The sequence below is a fragment of the Calothrix anomala FACHB-343 genome (assembly GCF_014696435.1).
Taxonomy (GTDB): domain Bacteria; phylum Cyanobacteriota; class Cyanobacteriia; order Cyanobacteriales; family Nostocaceae; genus Aulosira; species Aulosira anomala_A.
The window spans coordinates 23194-48359 of sequence record NZ_JACJQG010000032.1 but is presented as its reverse complement, the minus strand read 5'-3'; the positions used below and the strand labels follow the sequence as shown (position 1 = coordinate 48359).

General features: G+C 40.4%; 12 protein-coding genes. 4 read left to right on the top strand and 8 right to left on the bottom strand.

Going from position 1 to position 25166, the window contains the following annotated elements:
- The first annotated feature begins 756 nt into the window (after positions 1-756).
- On the top strand, positions 757-7467 hold the full coding sequence (locus H6G08_RS18835) for a PAS domain-containing protein (RefSeq protein ID WP_190545660.1): 6711 nt from the start codon (positions 757-759) through the stop codon (positions 7465-7467).
- Between the two features lie 127 nt (positions 7468-7594).
- Here the strand turns inward: H6G08_RS18835 and H6G08_RS18830 are convergent, their stop codons facing one another.
- From H6G08_RS18830 to fdxB, 8 genes are all read right to left on the bottom strand, one after another.
- Complete coding sequence (locus H6G08_RS18830; protein WP_190545658.1) at positions 7595-8089, bottom strand: ArsC/Spx/MgsR family protein; 495 nt, start codon at positions 8087-8089, stop codon at positions 7595-7597.
- Positions 8090-8235: 146 nt separating this feature from the next.
- Positions 8236-8847, bottom strand: a complete 612-nt coding sequence (locus H6G08_RS18825) for a cysteine dioxygenase family protein (protein ID WP_190545656.1) — start codon at positions 8845-8847, stop codon at positions 8236-8238.
- A 461-nt stretch (positions 8848-9308) separates the two neighbouring features.
- On the bottom strand, positions 9309-9794 hold the full coding sequence (locus H6G08_RS18820) for a hypothetical protein (RefSeq protein ID WP_190545715.1): 486 nt from the start codon (positions 9792-9794) through the stop codon (positions 9309-9311).
- Positions 9795-10021: 227 nt separating this feature from the next.
- Positions 10022-10612 (bottom strand): cytochrome c oxidase subunit 3, encoded by a 591-nt coding sequence (locus H6G08_RS18815; protein ID WP_190545654.1) that lies wholly within the window; start codon positions 10610-10612, stop codon positions 10022-10024.
- A 323-nt stretch (positions 10613-10935) separates the two neighbouring features.
- Positions 10936-12615 (bottom strand): cytochrome c oxidase subunit I, encoded by a 1680-nt coding sequence (gene ctaD / locus H6G08_RS18810; RefSeq protein ID WP_190545652.1) that lies wholly within the window; start codon positions 12613-12615, stop codon positions 10936-10938.
- A 223-nt stretch (positions 12616-12838) separates the two neighbouring features.
- Positions 12839-13696 (bottom strand): cytochrome c oxidase subunit II, encoded by an 858-nt coding sequence (locus H6G08_RS18805; protein ID WP_242046201.1) that lies wholly within the window; start codon positions 13694-13696, stop codon positions 12839-12841.
- Positions 13677-13868: a hypothetical protein gene (locus H6G08_RS37565; RefSeq protein ID WP_242046200.1), complete on the bottom strand. Its 192-nt coding sequence runs from the start codon at positions 13866-13868 to the stop codon at positions 13677-13679. Before H6G08_RS37565 ends, H6G08_RS18805 begins: the two co-directional genes overlap by 20 nt.
- A gap of 739 nt (positions 13869-14607) precedes the next feature.
- Positions 14608-14901, bottom strand: a complete 294-nt coding sequence (fdxB, locus tag H6G08_RS18800) for a ferredoxin III, nif-specific (protein ID WP_190545648.1) — start codon at positions 14899-14901, stop codon at positions 14608-14610.
- A 1018-nt stretch (positions 14902-15919) separates the two neighbouring features.
- Here fdxB and H6G08_RS18795 point away from each other — a divergent pair.
- The 3 genes from H6G08_RS18795 to H6G08_RS18785 all read left to right on the top strand — a co-directional run bounded on the left by H6G08_RS18795 (position 15920) and on the right by H6G08_RS18785 (position 25133).
- The gene (locus H6G08_RS18795; RefSeq protein ID WP_190545646.1) at positions 15920-17512 is read left to right on the top strand and encodes a helix-turn-helix domain-containing protein; all 1593 of its coding nucleotides are present in this window, start codon (positions 15920-15922) and stop codon (positions 17510-17512) included.
- Positions 17513-17730: 218 nt separating this feature from the next.
- Positions 17731-19038: a P-loop NTPase fold protein gene (locus H6G08_RS18790; RefSeq protein WP_190545713.1), complete on the top strand. Its 1308-nt coding sequence runs from the start codon at positions 17731-17733 to the stop codon at positions 19036-19038.
- Positions 19038-25133, top strand: coding sequence for a WD40 domain-containing protein (locus H6G08_RS18785; RefSeq protein WP_190545645.1), 6096 nt, complete (start codon positions 19038-19040; stop codon positions 25131-25133). Before H6G08_RS18790 ends, H6G08_RS18785 begins: the two co-directional genes overlap by 1 nt.
- Positions 25134-25166: the final 33 nt, after the last annotated feature.

Here is a 25166-nt window from a genome sequence, read left to right as displayed (position 1 = left end):
TCTTAGCTTTGTCGCGCGCCTGAGAATGAATTCTCAGGGCCAAAGCCCAAGTAGGGGCGGGTTAAGCGAGATAGTCGTAAATTATTGGAGCATATCTGTGAACCCGCCCCTACTGAAGTAGACTCAAGATTTTGAGGATATTTAGTCATCTTGAGATGACTTTGGCTATTAGCAAGGAACTTCAGTTCCTTGCGGTAAATGGGTTTTGCGTTAATTTGACACCTATGGGCACTGCCATGCCCCTACTATTTATGAGATTTTTTTTCAAATTTTTAATTCAACTTTTTGCTTTATACCTCTTACCTCGTGTCTTATTCAACAGAGTTTAGTAGATTCAGCGCTATTGATTTGACTAGTTAGAAAATTAGCTGATCTTTCCTTGAAGATTTCATCATAAATTAAAATTTTTATGCGATAAAATACACTATTTTTGTGCCAAACTCTGAAAAGTAAAAAATTTTAATGAAAGTTCATTAATCAAAAGTAATATTAAACTCCATTAGCATCTTGATTATGCTGTTTTGCTTTGTTCTCAAGAGAGTCAGCAATTCTTAGCATTTGCGAGTTTTACGGAGAAATCACCATCATGAAGCAATTGGTAAATAGAAATTTTTTCCACTAAACGTTGTTGATATTTGACTATTCAAGCTCAACAGGCAAAGAACCACAAGATACAATAGTTGACATCGCGTTAACTGTTTATCTGCTTTACTTTTGATTACAGTCTCAGGCGCGTTTCACCTTTTGTTTTCGCCTATGTTTACCCCTGCGAATTTATGGCTTCCAGCTGAATTGGCAACGGCGATTATTCGCGATCCTTTGACGATCGCGCCTGATGCTACTGTGGTTGATGCGATCGCGTTGATGAATGCAGGTACTACTACTAATAATTTAACAACTGAAAATAATACTACATCTAATTCGCTACTATTACAAGCTCAACATAGTTGTGTTCTAGTAATAGAAGATACAAAATTATTAGGCATTTTTACGCAATTCGATTTAGTACGCCTCAGCAGTTCTGGACAAAATTTAGCAGAAATAGCGATCGCGGAAGTGATGTCTTACCCAGTGCGCACTTTGCAAGTCACAAATTTTACTGACATTTTTGTACCCCTGAGTTTATTTCAGCACTATCCCATTCGTCATTTACCTTTAATAGATCACCAAGGTCAGGTGGTAGGGCTACTCACCCACGATAGTTTACGTCAACTGTTGCGCCCCTTTGACCTTTTGAATTTACTGACGACAGCTGATGTCATGGATCGATCTGTCGTCCAAGCAGCGCCTACAGCAACTCTAGCGGAATTGTCAGAGTTAATGAGCGATCGCGGCGTTAATTCGGTAGTCATTGTTGATAATTCTGATGCAAAAGTTATTCCCTTAGGGATTGTGACCGAACGGGACATTGTGCAGATATTGGGTGTAGACCAGGATTTAACTGCATTTACAGCCCAAAATCATATGGGTAGATTTGTGGATACTGTAGGTGTAGAGAGTTACCTGGGAGAAGTATGGCAATTAATGCAACAGCAGCAAATCAATCAAGTGATTGTTACCCGCGATGATGGTGAATTATTAGGTATTGTCACCCAAAGCTTAATATTGAGTGTTTTTAACCCAATGACGATTTCTGCTTTGGTAGAGCGATTAGTTCAGGAACGTACCGCCAAAATTCAAGAACAAGTAGCCAGGGAACAATTATTAACACAAATCGCTAACAAAATTCGCGCTTCTCTCAACTTAGAAGAAGTATTAGATACGGCGGTGACTGCTTTAAGGGACTTTTTGCAGTGCGATCGCTTGTTAGTTTATCAGTTCCAACCCGATTGGAGTGGCACAATTGTCGCTGAGTCTGTAACTGGGAATTGGCAAGCCTTAAAAGCAGCTACTATTCACGATCCTTGTTTTCGCCAGGAAGCAGCAGAGTTATATCGTAATGGTAAAACCCTAGCCATTGATAACATTTATAACTATGGTTACGCTGATTGTTATTTAGGCTTATTAGAACAATTTCAGGTCAAAGCTAATTTAGTAGTCCCAATTTTAGTAGCAGATAAATTATGGGGTTTGTTAGTCGGTCATCAATGTGCAGACTATCGCCATTGGCAACCAGGAGAATTAACCTTACTGCATGAGATTTCTGTACAATTAGCGATCGCGATTCAGCAAGCCACCGCTTACCAACAACTACAAGTACAAAACGCAATTTTAGAGCGCATTGCCAAAGCCGAAGCACTCACAGACATTTTGCACGATCTGCTGCAAGCCATCGAAATGCAGCTAGACAATGGCGTATGTTCTATTATGCTGCACGACGGTAACAGCAAATTGAATTTTGGCATTAGTACCCAATTATCAGACAGCTACATGCAACAAATCAATGGACTACCCATTGATGAAGGAATGGGTTGCTGTGGAACAGCTGCTTTTCGTCAAGAAACTGTCATTACCTCTGATATTGCTAGCGATCCACTGTGGCAAAACTATCGAGATTTGGCTTTAGCCCAAGGCTTAAAAGCCTGTTGGTCAGTACCAATTATTGGCAGTAATGGGGAAATATTAGGTGTATTTGGCGTTTATTATCGAGAAAACCGCACGCCTAATCTGTGCGAATGCGAAACTGTTACTCAAGCAGCAAATATTGCTAGTATTGCCATTGAACGCCATTTAGCTACCCAAAGTTTACAGCAATTAAACCAAGAATTAGAAAACCGAGTTGCCGAGCGCACTGCAGCCTTGCAAGCTAGTGAAGAACGTTGGCAATTAGCTCTCAGGGGAACTAATGATGGTATTTGGGATTGGGATCTCAAGAATAACAAAATATTTTATTCTCAGCGCTGGAAGCAGATGCGTGGCTTTAGCGACGATGAAATCAGTGATTCCCCAGATGAGTGTTTAAGCCGGATACATCCAGATGATTGCGATCGCGTTATGGCTGCTGTTGAAGACCACTTTGCTGGGAGAACTGAGTTTTTTGAAACTGAATATCGCACTCAATGTCAAGATGGCAGTTATATGTGGGTGCTAGATCGCGGTCAAGTATTGCGGGATGAATCTGGACAAGTCATTCGCATGACTGGTTCGGAAACCGACATCACCCAACGCAAATTAGCTGAAGCAGCGCTAAAAGAAAGCAAACGTCGTTATCTTACCTTAGCCGCAGCCGCTCCTGTGGCAATTTTTCGATTTGATGCGCCTTTAAACTGCGTCTATGTTAACGATCGCTGGAGTCAAATGACTGGCAGATCCAAAGAATCGGCTTTAGGTAAGGGATGGATTGAAGCTTTGCATCCAGAGGATCGAGAGCAACGCCTCGCTGAATGGATGGAAAGTTATATTGAAATGACTCCTGGCAATTATACAATCGGTCAAGGTGAGGGTAGACATTTACGTCCAGATGGCAGTATTAATTGGTTCTACGTCCAAGTTGCCCCAGAAGTTGATGCCAATGGTCAAGTCATTGGCTACATTGGCACCTTAACTGATATCACCGCTCGTAAACTGGCAGAGCAAGAAAATCAACAATTAAAAGAACGCTTAGAATTTTTACTTTCTGCTAGTCCAGCCGTAATCTTTACCTGTAAGCCTGAAGGCGATTATGGTGCTACTTTTATCAGCGACAATCTCTACAACGTCACAGGTTACACCCCAGCAGAATTTTTAGCTGAATCCAGCTTCTGGATCGATCGCGTTCACCCAGACGATCTCCCTGGTTTACTAGCTCATTCTCCATTATTAACATCAGGATCGCATATTGATGAATATCGCTTCCGCCATCAGCAGGGTCATTATATCTGGTTACGCTCAGAACTGCATGTAGTACGTAATCAGCAAGGAACGCCCATTGAATTTATTGGTTACTTTGCTGATATTAGCGATGCCTATCGGCAAGCTGCGCAACGCAAAATTGCCGAGCAAGAAAATCAACAATTAAAAGAACGATTACAATTTTTAATTACTTCTAGCCCAGCAGTAATTTATACCTGTAAAGCTGAGGGCAATTATAGTGCTACCTTTATTAGTGAAAATATTTACAATATAACTGGCTATAGCCAACAAGAATTTTTAGCAGAATCTAGCTTCTGGATTGACCATATTCACCCTGAGGATCGCCCTTGGGTTTTAGCCAAACTTCCCGAAATATTTGTAGCCGGACATCATACTCACGAGTATCGCTTTTTACATCAACAAGGATACTATATCTGGATCGGGGATGAACTGCGTTTAGTACGGAATCAGGAAGGAAGGCCGATTGAATTTGTAGGATATTTTGCCGATATTAGCGATCGCAAACAAGCAGAATTAGCATTAGCAGAAAGCCAGCGATTTATTCAACAAATTGCCGATGCATCGCCAAATATGCTTTATCTTTGCGATTTGCAAACACAACGTAATATTTACGTGAATCGTGAGATTACCTCAATTCTCGGCTACAGCCCTGAAGCTGTGCAAGCAATAGGAGAGAATATGTTTCCCATCTTGTTACACCCCGATGATTTCAACCAACTACCCAGCAGATTAGCAAGATTACATATGGCTGCAGATGGGGAAATCATTGAATTAGAATATCGCATGAGACATGCGGATGGTAATTGGCGCTGGCTTTATAGCCGCGATGCTGTATTTAGCCGCGATGCTGAAGGGCAAGTCTTACAAATCATTGGTACAGCCCAAGATATTACAGATCGCAAACTAGCCGAACAGGAAAATCAACAACTCAAGGAAAGGTTACAGTTTTTACTGGCTGTTAATCCTGCTGTTATTTTTACCTGTACAACCGAGGAAAATTACGGTACTACTTTTATCAGCGAGAATAGCGTTAATGTAACTGGTTATACCTCAGCAGAGTTCTTATCTGATTCTAGTTTCTGGATTGATCGCGTTCACCCAGGGGATGTATCACGGTTATTAGAAGGCATGTCTCAATTATTTGAGCAGGGATATCACATTCATGAATACCGCTTTTCACACAAAGCCGGATATTATATTTGGCTGCGCAATGAACTACGTTTAGTTTGCGATCGCTACGGTAACCCTGTAGAAATTGTCGGTTATGCCGCAGATATTAGCGATCGCAAACAAGCAGAATTAGCATTAGAAGACAGTCAGCGATTTATTCAACAAATTGCCGATGCGTCACCGAATATGCTTTATCTTTACGACTTGCAAAGCCAATGCAATGTTTACGTAAACCGCGAGATTACCTCAGTTCTTGGCTATACTCCGGAAGCTGTGCAAGCAATGGGGGCTAACTTCCTGCAAGACTTGTTACACCCTGAAGATCAAGAGCGATTAGTTACCCAACGGGAAAGCATCGCCATGGCTGCAAATGGGGAAATTATCGAATTTGAATATCGGATGCGGGATGCTAACGGCCAATGGCGTTGGCTATACAGTTGGGATACAATTTTTAGCCGCGATCCAGAAGGACAAGTGCAGCAAATCATTGGTACAGCCCAAGATATTACAGCTCGCAAACTAGCCGAACAAGAAAATCTCCTCCTCAAAGAACGATTGCAATTTGTACTCTCTGCTAGTCCGGCTGTGATTTTTAGCTGTAAACCCGATCGCGATTATGGGACTACCTTTGTCAGTGACAATATCTATAATGTCACAGGCTACACTGCAGCAGAATTTTTGACTGAGTCTAGCTTTTGGATCAACCATGTCCACCCAGAAGATTTACCTCAATTACTGGCGAAAATGCCAGAATTGTTTGCACAAGGGCAGCTAATTAATGAATACCGCTTTTTGCATCAAGCAGGACATTATATCTGGATGTGGAATGAAATCCGCCTAGTGCGCGATTCCCAAGGAAATCCCATTGAAATTGTCGGCTATGCTGCAGATATTACAGAACGCAAACGCTTAGAAGCATCGCAAAATCGCCTGATTGCCTTACTAGAAGCCTCAACTGATTACATCCTGATAGCTGATGTAGCTGGTAACGCCATCTGGAACAATAGCGCATTAAAACGCCTGCGGGGACTGGATGATGGAGAAATTACACAGTACAAACCCAGCGATTACCATCCCCAACAAGGTGTAGAATTGCTGAAACAGCAAGCTATACCCGCAGCAATTACCAATGGTAGCTGGTTGGGAGAAAACATTTTATTAGATGCCCAAGGACAAGAAATTCCCGTTTCTCAATTAATAATTGCCCATAAATGCCCTCAAGGAGAAGTAGAATTTTTCTCCACTATCATGCGTGATATCCGCATACAAAAAGAATACGAACAGGGTTTAGAACGGACAAATGCCGAACTACGTCGCGCTACCCGCCTCAAAGACGAGTTCCTCGCCAATATGAGTCACGAACTACGCACCCCCCTAAACGCAATTTTGGGGATGTCAGAAAGTTTACTAGATATGATATTGGGTTACTTAAACCACCAACAGCAACAAGCGATCGCCACCATTGAACGTAGCGGACAGCATCTTTTAGCTTTAATTAACGACATTCTCGAACTGTCAAAAATTGAAGCCGATAAGCTGGAATTACAAATCGCCAAAGTTTCCGTAGCCCAGCTGTGCAAAACTAGTTTAGATATAGTTAAACAACAAGCATTTAAAAAACAAATTCATCTACATCTGAGCTTGGCAAAACTCGAAAAAGAAATCGCTGTAGATGAGCGACGCATCCAGCAAGTACTAATCAATCTATTATCCAATGCAATTAAATTTACCCCTAGTGGCGGTCGAGTTTGCTTAGAAGTAACTGTACAAAATGTGGGTGAGACAACAGAGGAAAATCACTGGATTATCTTTTCCGTCTCCGACACTGGTATTGGTATTGCTCCCAGCGATCGCGCTAAACTATTCCAACCCTTTGTCCAGATTGACAGCAGCCTAAACCGTAAATACGAAGGTAGCGGACTAGGGTTAGTTTTAGTCAAACGCATCACAGAAATGCATGGCGGGTATATCAGCTTACAAAGCGAACTCGGTCAAGGTAGCTGCTTTAGCATATATTTGCCTTACTCTGCTTGTCCGATTCAGCAACTGTCAACTTTAAACTTTACCCCATCTGCAAATATAGCACCCAACTTAGAAGCGATCGCTCCACCACAAGTCATTACTGCACCCAACACCCAATCACCCCTAATCCTGTTAGCCGAAGATAACGAAGCCAACATCAACACCATCTCTAGTTACCTAGAAGCCAAAGGTTATCGCATAATCATGGCGAGAAATGGCCAAGAAGCTATCGACTTAGTCTACAGCCAGAATCCCGACTTAATTATCATGGATATCCAAATGCCAATAGTTGATGGCTTACAAGCAATTGAGCAAATTCGCCAAAATCAGCAACTAGCCACAATACCAATTATTGCCCTCACAGCAATGGTTATGCTTGGCGATCGCGAAAAATGTCTCGCCGTTGGAGCCAGTGAATATTTAGCTAAACCCGTTAAACTCAAGCAATTAACCGCCTTAATCGAGCAATTTTTAGCAAATTAGGGGCTAGGGGCACGGCACTAGTAAAATTATTGTATGTACCAAAAGATTGTCGATGCCGTGCCCCTACAGCTATTTACCTGAAAATAGCTGTAATGTGCAGCTTCACAGAGAATTGGTATTAACTGATTTAATGGCTACAGCTAGTTTGCTTTTTCTCGTGTCCCTTACAACCGCCTTCGTGATGGTGGTGTTCGTGATTTCCACCTGCACAGCCTTGTAAATCTTTGCTCATCAGGTTTTCCGCCATTTCCCGGAAGGATTCATCGACTGGTTGTAAGCCAATCCAAGCGTCGATGGTTTCAACTTCAAAACCAACTTCGCGGCGATCGCCTACTTGGAGTAATGGACGGCGAATTAATAGCGGATCTTGCAGCATCAGCAATAAAGCTGTATCTGCATCGAGTTTTTCCGGGACTATCTCACCAGATTTGATTCTGGGCGAACTGCGGTTAAACCATTCGGACACGGGGCGATCGCCAAAAAATGACCGCAATCTTTCCGCAGTCCAAGGTTCTGTGAGTAAGCTATAAGCTACAACTTCATGTCCTGCGGCGGTTAATAATACTTTTTGCCGAGTACCGCCTTTACAGCCTGGTTTTTCATAAAAAATTACTCTAGCCATTGATTCATCTCCGGGTTATATCTGTTATCTGGTTAGTGATTTTCAACGCAGAGTTACGCAGATGTTGACGGTTGACGGTTGACGGTTGACTGTTGACAGCCCTGACGATAGATTGTGCAATTTAAAAGCACAATAGCTGATTGAGCCTAAAATTTTTTGGCGATGTGAGTTACTGGATTAAACTCAAATCTTTCTTTAGGATCGGTTTCTCCATAGACGTTAAAAGTCACAGTCGGTTCATCACCTACTGCTTCTACAGAATGAATTGCGTCAGGAGTAAAACTAATAATATCTCCTGGTAATAGATGAATTTCTCCCGTCGCTTCTACTCTATTTTCGGCATCGGGGCTAGGATTACGCCGCCAAATTGTGTTCTTTTCTTGACCTTTTAAAACTGCAACAATTCCCCAGGTTCCATGATTATGAATTGTCGATGATGTTCCTGGTGCAAAAGTGACTGTTTGCACTGTTAACGGGAAACCTAATTCATCATACATGAGTAACACAGAAGTGCCAGTTTTGGGACAAGGTTCTAAATGTTGACTGCGTACCCAATAAGAATTGACAATTAAACGCCTTACCAGCATTCTTAATTCTGGTAAGCGGCTAGATTCATCCTCAACATCATTGAGAACGTCTTCCACTTCAGTTAAAAACCGATAAAGACGATAATTCTCTCGCAGTAAATCCCATGCTCTCGCAGATTTACAAGCTTGTAACTTGCCATCGCCAGCTACAAGAAAATCCCTACCTTGCATAAATTTTAAACTAAACTAATCGAAAAGTATTTTGTGGGAGAACAGGGCCGGGCGGAAGCGACGGCGAATTAATTGGTGGAAGTTCAATCCGAACAACAGGAGGAGGAATTAATGTAGCAGAATGTATGGGAGATAAGGTAAGAAAGTGATTGAACAATGAATGATTCATGACTCTTTTAAGATACATCTGACGAATGGTGGGTTAGACTCCTTAATGTTGATCAACAACTTTTCTCACTTGCCCGCCAGATCGCCCACAGGCTATAAGCCTGGGGCTAATGCTACAAAGCCTGCCTCCGCAGGCTAAAGAAATTGAGCCTGCAAAGGCAGGCTTTGTCCGGTTAGCCCCACCCTTGAGGGTGAGGGCGGGATTTCGAGACAAACGATAGTTTTTACCCCTGATTCGCCAGCAGAATCATTTTAGGGGTGAGATGAGCTTAAGAATTACGAATTACGAATTATTAATCCTCTTCTTCAGGCGGACGGGTAAGAATATCCAGCAGGATTCCGGCTCCAAAATCGTTATTTGGATCTATGGCTTTGACTCGACTACTAATTATTTTAGCTTCTTCGATATTGCCTAGCTTTGCTAATACTAATCCCGAAGCAGCGTAAGCATTCAAATATAGCCTGATTTGAGGGTCTTCTTTCCGACTCACTAAAATCGGTTGCAGTTGTTCCCACTCTTCAGGAAATTTTTCTGCTTCCTTAATTTTATCTAATAATTGGTTTGTTGTTTGCAATGCTAATGAATAATTATTTTTGTAATAAAAGTACCTATATGCTGCTACTAAAACATCTGTATAATTGCCTGTTTTAGCAATAGCCTGTTGCATATATTTCTCAGATTCTGCGGTATTTTCCCAAGTCTCGGCAGCTAAAATTAACAGCTTTTTGATATCTTCGGGAACTTGAAACCATGAGAATTTATTCGCATCTAGTTGCATAGGAATCTCCAAGATTGGGCATGGGGCATTGGGCATTGGGCATTGGCATTGAAAACAATTTTGGATACGTTGACAAGCTCGGTACAAGTTTTGAATTTTAAAATCTAAAATTCCTTGTCTTCCTTGTCCTCCTTGTCCTCCTTGTCCTCCTTGTCCTCCTTGTCCTCCTTGTCTCCCTTGTCCTATTTCCCTTGTCCCCTCCTCATCCCATGCCCCATGCCCCTAATTTAAAACAAAGTGAGAATGTACACTAGGGTAAAGAGAATAATCCAGATGATGTCTACAAAGTGCCAGTAAATTTCTGCCATTTCAATGCCTGTGTGTTTGGTAGCAGAATAATGGCCTGGGCGGAGCGATCGCCAAAACACACCTAAAATTAATAACAGTCCCACAAACACGTGCAAACCGTGGAATCCTGTCATCAAGTAAAAGCAGTTGGCGAAAACGTTGGTAGTCAAGCCATAGCCTAGTGTGGCATATTCATACACCTGACCGCCCAAGAATACCGCACCCATAATTGCGGTGAGGATGTACCAAAACCGCATGGCTTTGACGTTATTCTTTTTAATTGCCTTATCGCCAAAGTGAATCACGAAACTACTAGACACCAGAATAATGGTGTTAATTGTCGGCAGAAATAACTCTACCTCTGTTCCTTCGGGAGGCCAAACTTCTGTACCACCTCTCAAGTACAAGTAAGTGGCAAAAAATCCCCCAAACATCAGGGATTCGGAAACGAGAAAGGTTAACAATCCCCAGACTCGTAAATCTGGGTGATGTTCTTGGTGCTGTTCGCTGGTTGTTGTCGCTATGGTCATATTGTTTAATTAGTGGTCATGAATTGCTGATGAAGGGGCTAGGAGGAAGTATCGTGCTGTGGTGTCATCCCGCCCAGAACTGAAGTTCCGGGCTAATAGTCTAAGTCCACTCAAGTGGACTGAAATATGTTGCTTAGTCTACTTCAGTAGACTTTAGCTATTAGCCTGGGAATTGATTCCCAGGCGGGATAGCAACGCAGCCAGAGATTTGAAATTGATTCAGGGTAAAGTCTAGGAAATAGTATTTTTACTCAGTAGGAGTCCACTCTTTCAAGCTAGCCATTCATAGAAATCTCTTTTTTCTAACCCCTAGCCCCTAATTTCTACGCGCTAACTTCTGGCGTACCTACCGGCACATGATCATGACCGTAGTCGTAAGGGCCGTGAGTAACAACGGGCAATTCTTCCCAGTTTTCAATTGCTGGTGGGGAAGCGGTTGTCCATTCTAAGGTCAAGCCTTGCCAAGGATTATCACCTGCTAAAGGCCCTTTGAGCCAGCTTTGAATCACGTTGTAAGCAAAGGGAATAACTGAAAGCCCCAGGATGATTGAACCAAAGGTACAAATCTGGTTAAGATTAATAAACTGGGGATCGTACATTGCCACGCGACGTGGCATACCTTGCAAACCTAGTTCGTGCATGGGTAAGAAGGTAAGGTTTGTACCGATGAAAGTCAGGGCAAAGTGAATTCTTCCCCAAGTTTCATTTAACATCCGACCAGTCATTTTGGGGAACCAGTGGTAAATACCGGCGTAAATCCCAAATACAGAACCGCCAAATAGTACATAGTGGAAATGTGCCACTACATAATATGTATCGTGGACATGTACGTCAAAGGGAGCAGTACCCATTGTCACGCCGCTTAAGCCGCCCATGACAAACATGGATAACAAGCCGATCGCAAATAGCATGGCACTGGTAAAGCGAATCTTACCACCCCATAATGTAGCTACCCAGCCGAAAATCTTCACGCCTGTGGGCACGGCAACAAGTAAGGTGGAGATGGTGAAGAACATCCGCATCCAGCCGGGTGTACCACTGGTAAACATGTGGTGAACCCAAACAAATAACCCGACAACGCAAATAGCCAAGCTGGAATAAGCGATCGCTTTATAGCCAAAAATTGGTTTACGTGCGTGAACGGGAATTACTTCGGACATAATGCCGAAGATGGGCAGAATCATTAAATATACTGCCGGGTGAGAATAGAACCAGAACAAATGTTGATAAAGGACAACATTACCGCCTGCATCTGGTTTAAAGAAGGAAGTACCAAAGTTAAGGTCAAACAATAACAGCACCAAACCGGCTGCTAACACGGGTGTAGAGACAAGTGCTAGTACGGAAGTTGCTAAAATTGCCCAGCAAAACAAAGGTAATTGATCCCATTTCATGCTGGGAACTTTCATCATCAAAATGGTGATGACAAAGTTCAGGGAACCCAAAATTGAGGAAGTCCCTACCAACACGATCGCCAAAACCCACATACTTTGAGCGATGGGTGCTGTGACTAAACTTAAAGGTGGGTAAGCTGTCCAACCAGATTGAGAACCGCCAAAGATAAAACTAGCAAGTAATAACAAACCTGCTGGTGGGTTTAACCAAAAGGCGATCGCATTCAATTTGGGGAAAGCCATATCCCTAGCACCAACCATGAGCGGTACTAAGAAGTTCCCAAATCCCCCAATGGCACTGGGAACAATCCACAGGAAAATCATAATTGTCCCGTGGTTTGTCATGAAAGCGTTGTAAAGATTGGGGTCGATGAAATCAGCTTCCGGTGTTGACAATTCAACCCGAATCGCCATTGCCATCAAACCGCCAATAATATAGAACACAAACGCTGTCACCAGGTATTGAATCCCAATGACCTTGTGATCCACATTAAAGGTAAAATAATCCTGCCATCTCCAAGCTGTGGGATGTGCAGCGTGACCAACCACCGGATTTTGTCCTTTATTTTTATCTGGTGGCGTATTTCGCGGAAATTCTACTTTTGTCATGTATTTGTCCTTTGTCCTTCTTACAAAGTTCTGATCGCCGGACGCCGGCGCTCAGACTTTGCGCTTTGTCATTTGTCATTTGTGGTTTGTCATTTGTGGTTTGTCATTGTCCTTTGTCATTTGTGGTTTGTCCTTTGTCATTTGTCCTATGTCCTTGATTCCAATAACCAATGACTAATGACCAATGACTAATGACCAATGACTAATGACCAATGACTAATGACTAATGACTCTTGACCATTGACTCTAGAGTTGCTGCATTCACGCCCAAATCTTTTACATGGGGTGCAAGAAACTCGGATGTTGATAAGTCAGCTGGGTTAATTGCGATCGCTTGATGCAAATCTTGCTTTTGGGCAATTTGGTTTTCTGCTAACCAGCTTTGATACTCTTCTGGAGTATGCACAATTACCTCAGATCGCATCGAACCGTGATAACCACCGCACAGTTCAGCGCAAACTACAGGATATGTACCAGGCTTTGTGGCGACAAACCGCAATTGAGTAGCGATACCAGGAATAGCGTCTTGCTTGATGCGGAAATTTGGTACCCAGAACGAGTGAATTACATCCTGTGCTGACAAATTGAGTTGCACATCAGCACCAACAGGAACGTGTAATTCCCCAGCAGTAATGCCACTATCGGGATAGTTAAAAATCCAAGCGTACTGCATCCCTTGGACATCAACAACTAAATCCGGTGCTTTGTCTTGGGTTTTAGATGTTGCGCCGATGCCAATTTTTGGCGCAGCTTGAACTGTTCCTGGTTCATCCAAAGTAGCCGCTATAGCACTACCGCTCATGTGCGCCGCATGAGTTCCGCCATGAGGATGACCGGCTGGTTCTAAGCCGCCCATGCGGTTGAAAACATCTACGCTGTAGATGCCCAAACATACGACAATCAATGTGGGGATAGCAGTCCAGAAAATTTCTAGAGGAACATTACCTTCAACGGGAACACCATCGGTATTATCTCCCCGACGGCGACGGTACTTAAACAAGAAAATCACAATCGTTCCTTCCACTACCAAGAAAAGAGCGATCGCGATCGTAAACATCACATTAAAAAACCCGTCTACCATCGGCGCTTGTAACGACGCCTGTACAGGTAACAGACTGTGATGCTGACCAATCCAAATGCTGATTGCGGAAACTAATATCCCAGCAACCAAAGTCCATAGTGAAACGGGAATTTGTTCCATACATACCACCTGCTCTGTAAAACGCCGTCAAAGGGAATTGGGTATTGGGCATTGGGCATTGGGCATTGGGCATCGGGCTTCGGGCTTCGGGCAAAGACGCGATGAATCGCGTCTCTACAATTGTCCTCCTTGTCCTCCTTGTCCTCCTTGTCCCCCTTGTCCCCCTGCCCCCCTACCTTCCTCATCCCTCTTCCCTTCATCTACAGGGCAGCGTTTTGTTTTCTTTCTCTTTTTCTAACTTACACTTATAAAAATTGGGAGGAATTTTCCAGATCTTTTCATATCTTTCCCCCCAAAATATTTTATTTAATATCTTTATTTTGATGACAAAGTATCCTGCCACTTTGACGAAAACCTAGTTCAGGAGAGTACTTTTAGCTTTAATATGAATTTAGCTATTTGACGAGCAAGTATGGATTTGTTAATAGATAACACTTTAAGATTTACGCATTTGTTTACTACGAACTTTTTACCAACATCGAGTAAACACTAAAGCAACATAGCCAGCATAAATAACTACACAGTTGCACAAGGTTACAAAGCTTACTTTCCACACTTTCTTTCCTTCTGCCTGTTTGGTGAGCGTAGCCGAACCACTGCCATCTGCCTTTTTATAATCCCCTCAAATTACCTTGCCTTTTATACCAATTCTCTAAAACTCAGAAACACATTCAAAGCTAGAAACTCACATACAGTCTGAATTTCTTAATTTTGAATTTTGAATTTTGAATTTTGAATTGGTAATAGTACCTCCTTGAACTAGTGAAAATAATGACTAATTGCAAACCATTTTAGTTGTTTAATGGAGCGTGTGAGTAGCAATTCTTCGGACAAATTCTCGAACAAGCTTCACAACCAATGCAGTTTTCTGGTGTAGCTACAACCATTACTTTGCGTTCAATTTCTTCATCATCTTCATCCTCAACAAATTCGCCTTCTTCGTTGAGAGCTTTTAGATCTAAGACATTGTACCCGCATACTTTCATGCATCTGCCACAGCCGATACATTTATCTTTATCAATTGCTTGAGCAAATTTTGGAGTCCAAGTTTTACCTCCAAAGGTTAATCCTGTTAGTTGTGCCATGATAAATCCTCGGCAATTTGCCTAAAAATATGTTGGTGCCTTAATCATTATCCTAACCTAATCTTAATAGTTTGGTTGTGTCATCAAAGCCGGATTTCGCTATCATCAAAATTTTCTGACTTTTGCAAAATGGTAATTGATTTCTGTATTGACTATGTTAATTGAAAGCTTTTAGCAATAATCAAAAATAATATCGATCTAAGTCATGCTTGCTTAACATCTCTTGCCGCTTTTTCTGCGATGATAGGGCATTGTTAATTTTAAAAATATCAACAGCAACTTCTATCATTAAACATCAATTATATGAATAGCGATGAGTATAAAAATCTAGTTTGATACAATTGATGCCCTTGTCAAAATCAGATTTTTTTGCTTGCTATATATAGCCTTTGGCAAGGTATTGAGATATACAGATGAAGTTTTCTTAATAGCGATCGCTTTTGTTAAGCTAATAGTTAGGATGCAAATTATTGCCGGGATAATTTATAGTTGATTGTTGATACAAACAACAAAAAAGCAAATGTTATTTCTGCACAATACAGCAAATTTTAACGCTAACTTCGCTTAATTGCAAAACTGTAATACTTATGGCAGAATATGAATTAATGTAAAATATTAAAAGTATTAATAAACAAGTTGAATACTATTAAATATAAGCGTTAGTGTTCGCCAAAAACACTTAGGGTAAGGTTTTAAGGTCTTAACAAAATACTCTTTGAATCTTTGCGAATAAAATCCTTAAGAAAGCTCCCCAGGCTCATTGTGAACAAACTTCTCAATATGATTATGAAATCTATAGTTAATAAAGAAGTAAATGATAAGGCTCTGGCGATCAGCCTGAAGTAGTTTACCAGTGGATGCAATATCTGAGAATGAATATGGACAGATTACCTAGCAAGAATAATCTTTCTTGTTAGCAAAATCAACTGGTAGTGAGTCGTGGATGTAATAAATACAAAGTAAACATCCAGGGGAGACTTAAGCCAAACATCTCAACGAGTATAGTTAGAAGTGCATTATGCCATATACAATTCCTAACAACAGTTGCGTTGGATGTGATAATTGCCGTCCCCAATGTCCGACGGGTGCAATTAAAATCGAAAACAACGAATATTGGATCGATCCTTGTCTTTGTAATAATTGTGAAGGTTATTATTCTGAACCGCAATGTGTAGTTGCATGTCCCACAAAATCACCAATTCCTTGGCAAGCGAAAAAGGGTAGATGTAAAGTAGAACCGCGAGATGCTACCAGCCCAGATTTATTTTCTAATGGTAAAAACAATGCTTTTGCGTCAGCGATTGTGATTTGGGAAGCTTGTAATGTTCTAGCACAACGCACTTCTTTAAATTGGGAAATTGATGAAGCTGGCCATTTATCTTATAGTCGCCAAGTGAATCAAGGTAAAGGCGCGATCGCATTTTATATCCAAGACCCATGTAATACTAATAATCGCACTACAGATATTGAGGCTATTGAAGCTTTAGATATTAGAGCAGCTTGCGTTCATTTAATTTTTGCGGCTCATGCTACCGCTTTAGAGCAACCTTGGGAGCAAGAATTCGCCATTGATGAACGTCAGCTAGAGAAATACTTAGGATTAGAAAAACGCAAAGATTTGACTAAAAACGTCAAACTCGCATTAATGAAAAACATCGTTCTGCAAGCTTGTTCCTTGATTGTTTCTATTGACTGGCCGCCACAAGGTAGAATAAATGGATTCTCAATTGCTGGTACTCGCTTGTGGCGTCTAGTTGACATCGAACACCACTTTCAAGAAGATGATATTGGCTGTAAATACTTAATTGGCTTAACTTTTAAAATTAAAGCTGGACTATGGGCGCAGCATTTCTTAAATAAACAAGCCTGTAAGGAACGCACCGCATTTTATCAATATGGTATTCTGCCTAAAACACTATTAACTACTGTAATGAGTATTTGGCAGCAACACGAAGGTACAGCTAGACTCATGCTGTGGTTGCTGTTTAAAACCAAAATGGGTAGAGAACAACGCATTACTGTTCCCACCTTATTACGTGTTGCTTATGGGGAAGCAAAAGTCACTTTAGCCGCCAGACAAAGAGAAGAACGCAAACGTTTGTTGCGGACATTTGAAAGCGATTTAGAAATACTTAATCATTATGGAATAAAACCGATATTCGATCCGGTTACCTATCCGCCAAACATTCAACCCCTATGGGCAAAATTAGCTGATATTCCCGAAGATCCAGAAGCCGCGTTAGAATTTTGGACAAATGATGGTGGTGGCGATACCCGATTAACAGATACAGGCCCCCGTGGTAAGTGGAATTTGTTGATGAATGCGCGAATTTTATCTTTTAACTTACCAATTGAATGGGAGCAACACAACTCAGACTCAGATAAAAAGCCAAGACGGACACTAAATAAAGCCAGAAGACAGCCCAAAACCACAGGCGATTTACTCGGAGAACAAATTTTACAAGCGCGAAAAAACCTCAATCTGTCGCAGCGAGAATTAGCTAAGTTGACAGGTAAAAGCCAAAGCTGGATTCGCGACATTGAAAATGGGCGGTTAAAAGTTAAGCTAGAAGACCAAGCCCTATTACGGAAAGTACTGAATATGGCTTGACGCATTTGATTGCATCAGTCTGCAATCATAAAACTTGCTTTGGAGAAAACTAGAGTTTTAAGGCTGTGTGAGTTTAGCCATTTGCCCATCGCAATTCTGAATTTGGATGTTACTTATGTATCCTATTAACTGCCATTAGAATTACTTAATATACATTTCGGAATATGTCACAAGGCTTATGTATAAACTAAGGGAAAAGCCTTGTGACGAGGTATTTGATGGCACTGGATTTGCAAAAGTTTTATCAGGCGTGTAACCCCAGCAAAACCTTGGCTGTGGAGAATGCTGAGGATCGCAAGTACTATATTGATTTCTCCTCGGTGCGCGGTGGCAGAATTATTGAGGAGTTAAAAGAAAACATCACGTTTTTTTCACCTGATGAGCCTACCTGTGAATTATTTACAGGTCATATTGGCTGCGGTAAGTCTACGGAATTACTCAGACTCAAAGCTGAATTAGAAGAAGCTGGCTTTCATGTAGTTTATTTTGAGTCCAGCCAAGACTTAGAAATGGGCGATGTTGATATTGGAGATATTTTACTCGCGATCGCCCGCCGAGTCAGTGAAAGTCTCGATAGTCTAGAAAAACAACTGAAAATTCCTGAACCTAAAGGGCTAAGAAAGTTACTTGAAGGTGCAGCCAAGCTGGTGCAAGTTGAACTTGAATGGTCTGCGGAGTTTAATGTCGGGATTGGTAAAATTACAGCTAAAGCTAAAAATAGTCCTGAGCTTCGTAGCAAGTTAAGAGAATATTTAGCACCACGCACAAAAGGTATTTTAGATGTCATTAATGAAGAACTGCTAGAAACTGCTGCTAATAAGCTGAAGCAAAATGGCAAACGGGGATTAGTAGTAATCGTTGATAATCTCGATCGATTAGATACTGCTCTCAAACCTTGGGGAAGACCACAACCAGAATATTTATTTGTAGATAGAGCTGAACAGTTACGTCAGCTAAAGTGCCATGTGGTGTACACAATTCCGTTATCGTTGAGGTTTTCTAATGATATTGAAAGGTTAACTCAACGATTTATGGTAGACCCCAAAGTACTACCAATGGTACCAGTACAGCAACGTGATGGCAGTATTTGTGAAGAGGGAATGTACCTACTTAAACAAATGGTGTTAGCAAGAGCTTTCCCTGATGTAGCACGAGAACAACGCCTAGACTTAATTCTCGAGATTTTTGACAAGCCAGAGACTTTTGAGCGGCTTTGCCTTGTTAGTGGCGGTCATGTTCGTGAATTATTACGATTTCTCTATGATTGGATTAAAAAGCAAAGAAGATTGCCATTACAGCAAGAAATATTAGAAAGTATAGTTAGATATCGCTGCAATCAAATGATTTTGGCCATTTCAGATGATGAATGGGAATTGCTGCGTCGAGTAGCGAAAAATAAACAGGTAAATGGAGATGAAGGCTATCGCAGTTTAGTACACAGTAGGTTTGTGTATGAGTATTGCGATCGCGATGGTTTTTGGTTTGATTTAAATCCAATTTTGGCAGAAGCACCAGGGTTAAAGTGATGAGTTTGGAGAATAACGAAAGTTCCTTACAGGAATTGAATTGGGCAATATCTACTTCTCAAGGAGAATTCTCTCTAATTTTAGCCCTTTGTAATGCTGCTAGCCTGCGGAAAAGCTTAGTACAACGCCTGCAAGCATCCAATGAATTGGCGATTCGGGAAATAACATTGGATAAATCTGTGAATAAACTTTTCCAGGCTATCCAAGATTCCCTCGGTGAGGAGCATCCCCAAGCTTTGATGGTATCTGGTTTAGAGGCGGTTAACAACTTAGAGCAAGTTTTGACTACCGCTAACCAAGTACGAGAAGAGTTTAGAAAGAACTTTCATTTTCCCTTGGTGTTGTGGATCACAGATGAAGTACTGCAAAAGCTGATCCGGTTAGCGCCAGATTTACAAAGTTGGGCGACAACAGTTGAATTTGCGATCGCATCTCATAATTTAATAGAGTTTATCGAAGAAACAGCTGATGATGTTTTTACCAAAGTATTGAACGCTGGTGCAGGGAGATATCTTGACAGTAACGCCTTAAATCTGCAAGTTGGTTCCCCACGTCGAATAGAATTAGAGTCAGCATGGCATGAATTACAAAATCGGCGTTTAAGCCTTAATTTTGAACTAGAAGCCAGTTTAGAATTTATGCTTGGTCGAGCTACCTCCAGTTCAATGGAGCAGTCTCGCCAACATTACGATCGCAGTTTAGAACTGTTTAATCAATGTTCCCTATCTCCCCAAACCCTGGAGAGACAGGGTTGCTTACTCTACTCTCTAAGTTTATGGTGGGGTACCTATGCGCTACTACATCATCCCGAACAAGATTACGCTCGTGGTTTTACCAAAGATTATCTTCAGCAGTGTATTCAAGCATTTGAGCAAGCTAACCGCCAAGATTTAGTAGCTAAATTTATTAACGCTTTGGGATTAGTCTTGCAATTACTTCAGCAATGGGAAGATTTAGAAGCTGTTGCAAACAGAGCATTAGCATTACATCAAACTTATCCCGATACATTTAAATTAGCTAGAGCTTATGGCTTTATTGCTGAAGTCGCTATCCATAAATCTGCTTGGAATGAAGCTAAACAAGCAGCTGAACAAGCGCTTTCCCTAGTAAATAGCGTTCAAATAGATGAATCTCACCCCAATGCGGCAGAAATGCAAGCAGATTTAGATTGGGAGAGATCATACCATCGGGGTTGGTATTTGCTAGCCTTAGCGCGATCGCAATCTGCACTCAATCAACCAGAAGCAGTACTGCAAACTTTAGAAACTGCCAGAGTAGAAACTAACGCACAGTACGATCCCGATTTATATATTCGCATTTTGGCAGAGCTACGCGACAGCTACTTTAATAAAGGTGAATATCTCACCGCATTTCATATTAAACAAGAGCAACGCTCTTTAGAACAGCAGTATGGTTTTCGTGCTTTTATTGGTGCAGGGAGATTGCAAGCACAACAAGCAGTTAATAACCCAGCTTTACCATTTGTTGAACATCAAGCAACAGTAGCGTCAGAAATTGCTGCTTCTGGAAGACAGCAAGATATTAATCGCCTGATTGTCCGTATGGGTCGCCCTGATCATAAACTTACGGTAATTCACGGTCAATCGGGTGTAGGTAAAAGTTCAATTCTCCAAGCAGGTTTAATCCCCGCATTAAGACAAAAACCAATTGGGACTCGTGATGTGTTACCTGTGTTACAGCAAGTTTATCCAGACTGGCTCCGAGAACTAAGCCAACGTTTAGCAGAGGCACTTGCAGATACACTATATCCCCTACCTATCAACACCAATGGCGAACCAACAACGCTAGATTCCACAACAGCAATCATCAACCAACTACAAAAACATGATGATTACGACCTATTAACAGTTTTAATATTTGACCAGTTTGAAGAATTTTTCTTTGTCTATAAAGACCCAAGCCATAGACGACCATTCTATGAATTTTTACGTGATTGCCTAGATACACCTTATGTAAAGGTCATTTTATCTTTACGTGAAGATTACTTGCATTATCTCTTGGAATGTAACAATCGCCTCGCTGATTTTGAAGTCATTAACAACAATATTTTAGATAAAGATATTCTCTACTACTTAGATAACTTTTCTCCAGAAGATGCTAAATCAATTATTCAGACTTTAACAGAAAAAACACAATTAGTCTTTGAAACTCCACTAATTGATGAATTAGTGCATGACTTAGCTAGAGATTTAGGTGAAGTGCGACCAATTGAGTTACAAGTGGTAGGAGCGCAACTACAAACCGAAAGAATTACCAAGTTAGAACAGTATCAAGAATACGGCCCCAAAGAAAAATTTGTAGGAAGATTTTTAGAAGAAATCGTTAAAGACTGTGGTTCGGAGAATGAGCAGATAGCAAAACTAGTTTTGTACTTACTCACAGATGAAAATAATACCCGCCCTCTCAAAACTCGTGCTGATTTAGGATTAGAGTTAGAGGTAAAATCAGAAAAATTAGATTTAGTTTTAGAAATATTAGTCAAGTCTGGATTAGTGTTTAAAGTCCCAGCAGTTCCATCTGAGCGTTATCAACTGGTACATGATTATTTAGTCCCATTTGTTCGCCAGCAGCAATCAGAGAGATTAATTAAAGAATTAGAAAAAGAGAGAGAACAAAGAAAACTAACTGAAGCCAAACTGAATGAAGTTCTCCAAAAGCAACTTATAGAAGCACGTAGAGGATTAGTTTGGAAAGTATCAGTAGGAGTAATCACTGGGGCATTGGCAATATTTTTACCAGTGGTGTTAATTGCTCAAAACAATGCCCAGTTAGATTCTATGACTAAGAAATCAACAAATTTACTTAGCTCAAATAAAGATTTAGAAGCACTCTTAGAAGGCGTAAAAGCAGGGAAGCAATTACAAAAATGGTGGTCAATTGGGGTAAAACCTGAGATCGAAATGCAGGTGAAGACAGTCTTACAGGATGTAGCTTATGGAATCAGAGAACGGAACAGCATAGAAGGATATAAAACTGCTGTTACCTGCGTAAGTTTTAGCGCAGATAGTCAAATAGGGGTTGCTGGAAGTGACGATGGTATGGTAAAAATTTGGCAGCGTAATGGCAAAGTAATTTCCAGCTTTCAAGTACATAATAAAAAAGTTACTACTGTTAGCTTCAGTCCTGATGGTCAAATGATAGTTGCTGGCACTGTAGATGGTAAGGTGGTGGTTAGCGATCGCAATGGTAAGGAAATTTCTAATTTCCCAGGACATGAAGAGGAAATTACCAGCATCAGCTTTAGTCCAGATGCTCAAAAATTAATTTCTGGCAGTAAAGACAAAACTATAAAAATTTCCAGTCTGGACGGTAAGATAACTAAAACCTTAAAAGGGCATAAAGACAGTATTAATAGTGTAGTTTTCAGTCCAGATGGACAGCTAATTGCCTCTGGTAGTGAAGACACAACTGTAAAATTTTGGAATATTGATGGCAAGTTGATTAAAACTTTGGATACTGATGATTCAGTTAAAAAAGTCGCTTTTAGTCCTAATAGTCAGACTATAGTTTCAGTCAGTGATTTTAGTCAAACTAAACTCTGGAGACGAGACGGTTCTTTGCTTAATAATATTGATGGTGTCTATGGAGATGCTGCCACTTTCAGCCTTGATGGTAAAACTATTGCTTTTGCTGATTTTACTGACAACGCCATATACATACAAATTTATCAAATCAACACTGGAAAAGTAGTAGAAAACTTTCAATTAAAAGGACATGGAAATAATGTAACTAACATCAGTATCAGTCCCGATCTTCAAATGCTAGCTTCTGGAAGTGAAGATAGAACAGTGAAACTCTGGAACCTTGAAAAGAAAAGTAATTTCAATAAAGATTGGCAATCTACTGACACAATAACTGATGTAAGTTTCAGCCCTAATGGTCAGCTAATTGCTTCTGTAAGCAACGGAAATAAAGTGCAATTATGGCAACAAAACGGCACTCTTAAAACAACCCTGCCTGGACATAATTCCAAAATTAGTTTTAGTACTGATAGCCAAATGTTAGCTACGGCAAGTGAAGAGAGCGTAGTATATCTTTGGCAACGCGATGGTACTTTTCTCAAAACTATCCAAGGAAATAATTTATCGATTAGCCATGATAAGAAAATTATTGGATTAGTCAAAGATGATAATAGTGTGGAACTGGCGGCAAGTGATGGCAAGCATATTGCTACACTCAAAGGTCATAAGGATACAGTGAATGAAATAATTTTCAGTCCAGATAGTAAAACTATTGCCACTGTTAGTAAGAAAACTATCAAACTTTGGAAAATAAATGGTACTTTAATCACCACCCTAAATAGCGATAGCTCTTTTGATGACAGTAGTCCTCAGATAGTTTTCAGTCCAGATAGTAAAACCATTGCCACGGTTATTAACAATAACATTATCAAAATCTGGCAAATAGATGGTACTCTGATTACTACCATAAATAGCAATGGCGATGTTACATTATGGAGTTTCAGCCCTCAGAAAAAGATTTTAGTTATAGAAGAGTCCAAGCGTCTGAAATTCCTAACATTAAATGGTAAAGTAATCAAAACTATTGAACTTTTAAATTCTTCTTCATATGCTAGTGTCAGCACAGATCAAGAGCTAATGGTTATTCGCAGAAATCAAAATCAAAATCAACAGAAAAAGCAGTGGGAATTATGGAGAAATGATGGCACTTTCATCGCTACACTGATGAAAGTAAATACGGATGTTGCTCAAAATAATATCAGTTTCATAAACGATGGACAAACAATTATTTCTCAGAGTTACAAACAGACAACATTTTGGAATCGCAATGGAAATCTTCTAGCAAAATTACATAAAAATGTAATAGCTTATAGCAGTGACTTGCAGATTCTGGTCACCCAAGAAGAAAAGAATATTATCAACCTTTGGAAACCTGATAGCACATTAATTAAAAGTATTAAAATTAAAAATAATAAATCAAATATTCGTAATATAAGTTTCAGTAATAACGAGCAAAATTTAGTCATTGAAACTGATACTGGCGCAGTAGAAATTTGGGATAATAATGGAGATTTCATTCAAAGTATTACAGCTTTAAACGATCGGAACGTTAAACGTTTAATGAAGGATAAATATGATGAATTCCAAAACTTATATTTACCTATAACTTTTGACAATAAAAATTTAGCTTTACGTACCCAAGAAAATCAAGTGCAGTTATGGGAAAATGATGGTAATTATAGAAAAAAATGGTTTTTGAAAAAGACTATTGAAAATCAAGGTAATTTAGTAGGATCGGTACAATTTATTAATGAAAATACAATAGCAATTGTTAGTACCATTGATATGGTAAAGCTATGGAAAATCCCTAATAATATAGATGAAGATGTAAATTTATTAACTGCTATTCAGGGACATAAAAATCAAATTACCAGTTTAAGCATTAGTCCCAAAAATCAAATAATAGCTTCAGCAAGTAAAGATAACACAGTAAAACTTTGGCAGTATGATGGCAAGTTGCTCAAGACATTCACAGAACATAAAGATAATGTAAACAGCATTAGCTTTACTCCAGATGGTAAGTTGATTGCTTCAGCTAGTGATGATAAGACAGTAAAAATATGGCAACCTAATGGCAAAATCATAGAATCATTTGATAAACATGAGAACAATGTCAACAGCGTTAGTTTTAGCCCCAATGGCAAAATGATTGCTTCTGGTAGTAAAGATCGTACTGTTAGAGTTTGGAGTCTAGATGGTAATCAAATAAAACCTTTCAATACAGAAGAACCTGTTAATAAAGTTAGTTTCAGTCCTAATGGTGAAATGATTTCTTCTGCTAGCGACAAGAGTGTGAAACTATCCAGTATTGATGGTTCCTTGCTAGCATCATTTCCCGATCGCCTAAGGATTACAGATATTAGTTTCAGTCCAGATGGTAAGAGTATTGCCACTCTGATTAATAAGAATTATAGTAACGAAATTGCTATTTGGAGTTTTGAGCTTAATCACCTACTCCAACTAGGCTGCAACGCAGCCCGCGACTATCTCCAGAATAACCCCAAGGCAGAGAGCGATCGCCATCTCTGTGACGACATCTACAACAAAAAGTAAAACAGTGATCGTTTTATTCCTCTCTGCGCCTCT

What these genes read in the sequence shown, in the direction of transcription:
- H6G08_RS18835 (WP_190545660.1), top strand. Translation starts at nt 757, where the DNA reads ATGTTTACCCCTGCGAATTTATGGCTTCCAGCTGAATTGGCAACGGCG.
- H6G08_RS18830 (WP_190545658.1), bottom strand. Translation starts at nt 8,089, where the DNA reads ATGGCTAGAGTAATTTTTTATGAAAAACCAGGCTGTAAAGGCGGTACT.
- H6G08_RS18825 (WP_190545656.1), bottom strand. Translation starts at nt 8,847, where the DNA reads ATGCAAGGTAGGGATTTTCTTGTAGCTGGCGATGGCAAGTTACAAGCT.
- H6G08_RS18820 (WP_190545715.1), bottom strand. Translation starts at nt 9,794, where the DNA reads ATGCAACTAGATGCGAATAAATTCTCATGGTTTCAAGTTCCCGAAGAT.
- H6G08_RS18815 (WP_190545654.1), bottom strand. Translation starts at nt 10,612, where the DNA reads ATGACCATAGCGACAACAACCAGCGAACAGCACCAAGAACATCACCCA.
- ctaD (WP_190545652.1), bottom strand. Translation starts at nt 12,615, where the DNA reads ATGACAAAAGTAGAATTTCCGCGAAATACGCCACCAGATAAAAATAAA.
- H6G08_RS18805 (WP_242046201.1), bottom strand. Translation starts at nt 13,696, where the DNA reads ATGGTAGACGGGTTTTTTAATGTGATGTTTACGATCGCGATCGCTCTT.
- H6G08_RS37565 (WP_242046200.1), bottom strand. Translation starts at nt 13,868, where the DNA reads ATGCCCAATACCCAATTCCCTTTGACGGCGTTTTACAGAGCAGGTGGT.
- fdxB (WP_190545648.1), bottom strand. Translation starts at nt 14,901, where the DNA reads ATGGCACAACTAACAGGATTAACCTTTGGAGGTAAAACTTGGACTCCA.
- H6G08_RS18795 (WP_190545646.1), top strand. Translation starts at nt 15,920, where the DNA reads ATGCCATATACAATTCCTAACAACAGTTGCGTTGGATGTGATAATTGC.
- H6G08_RS18790 (WP_190545713.1), top strand. Translation starts at nt 17,731, where the DNA reads ATGGCACTGGATTTGCAAAAGTTTTATCAGGCGTGTAACCCCAGCAAA.
- H6G08_RS18785 (WP_190545645.1), top strand. Translation starts at nt 19,038, where the DNA reads ATGAGTTTGGAGAATAACGAAAGTTCCTTACAGGAATTGAATTGGGCA.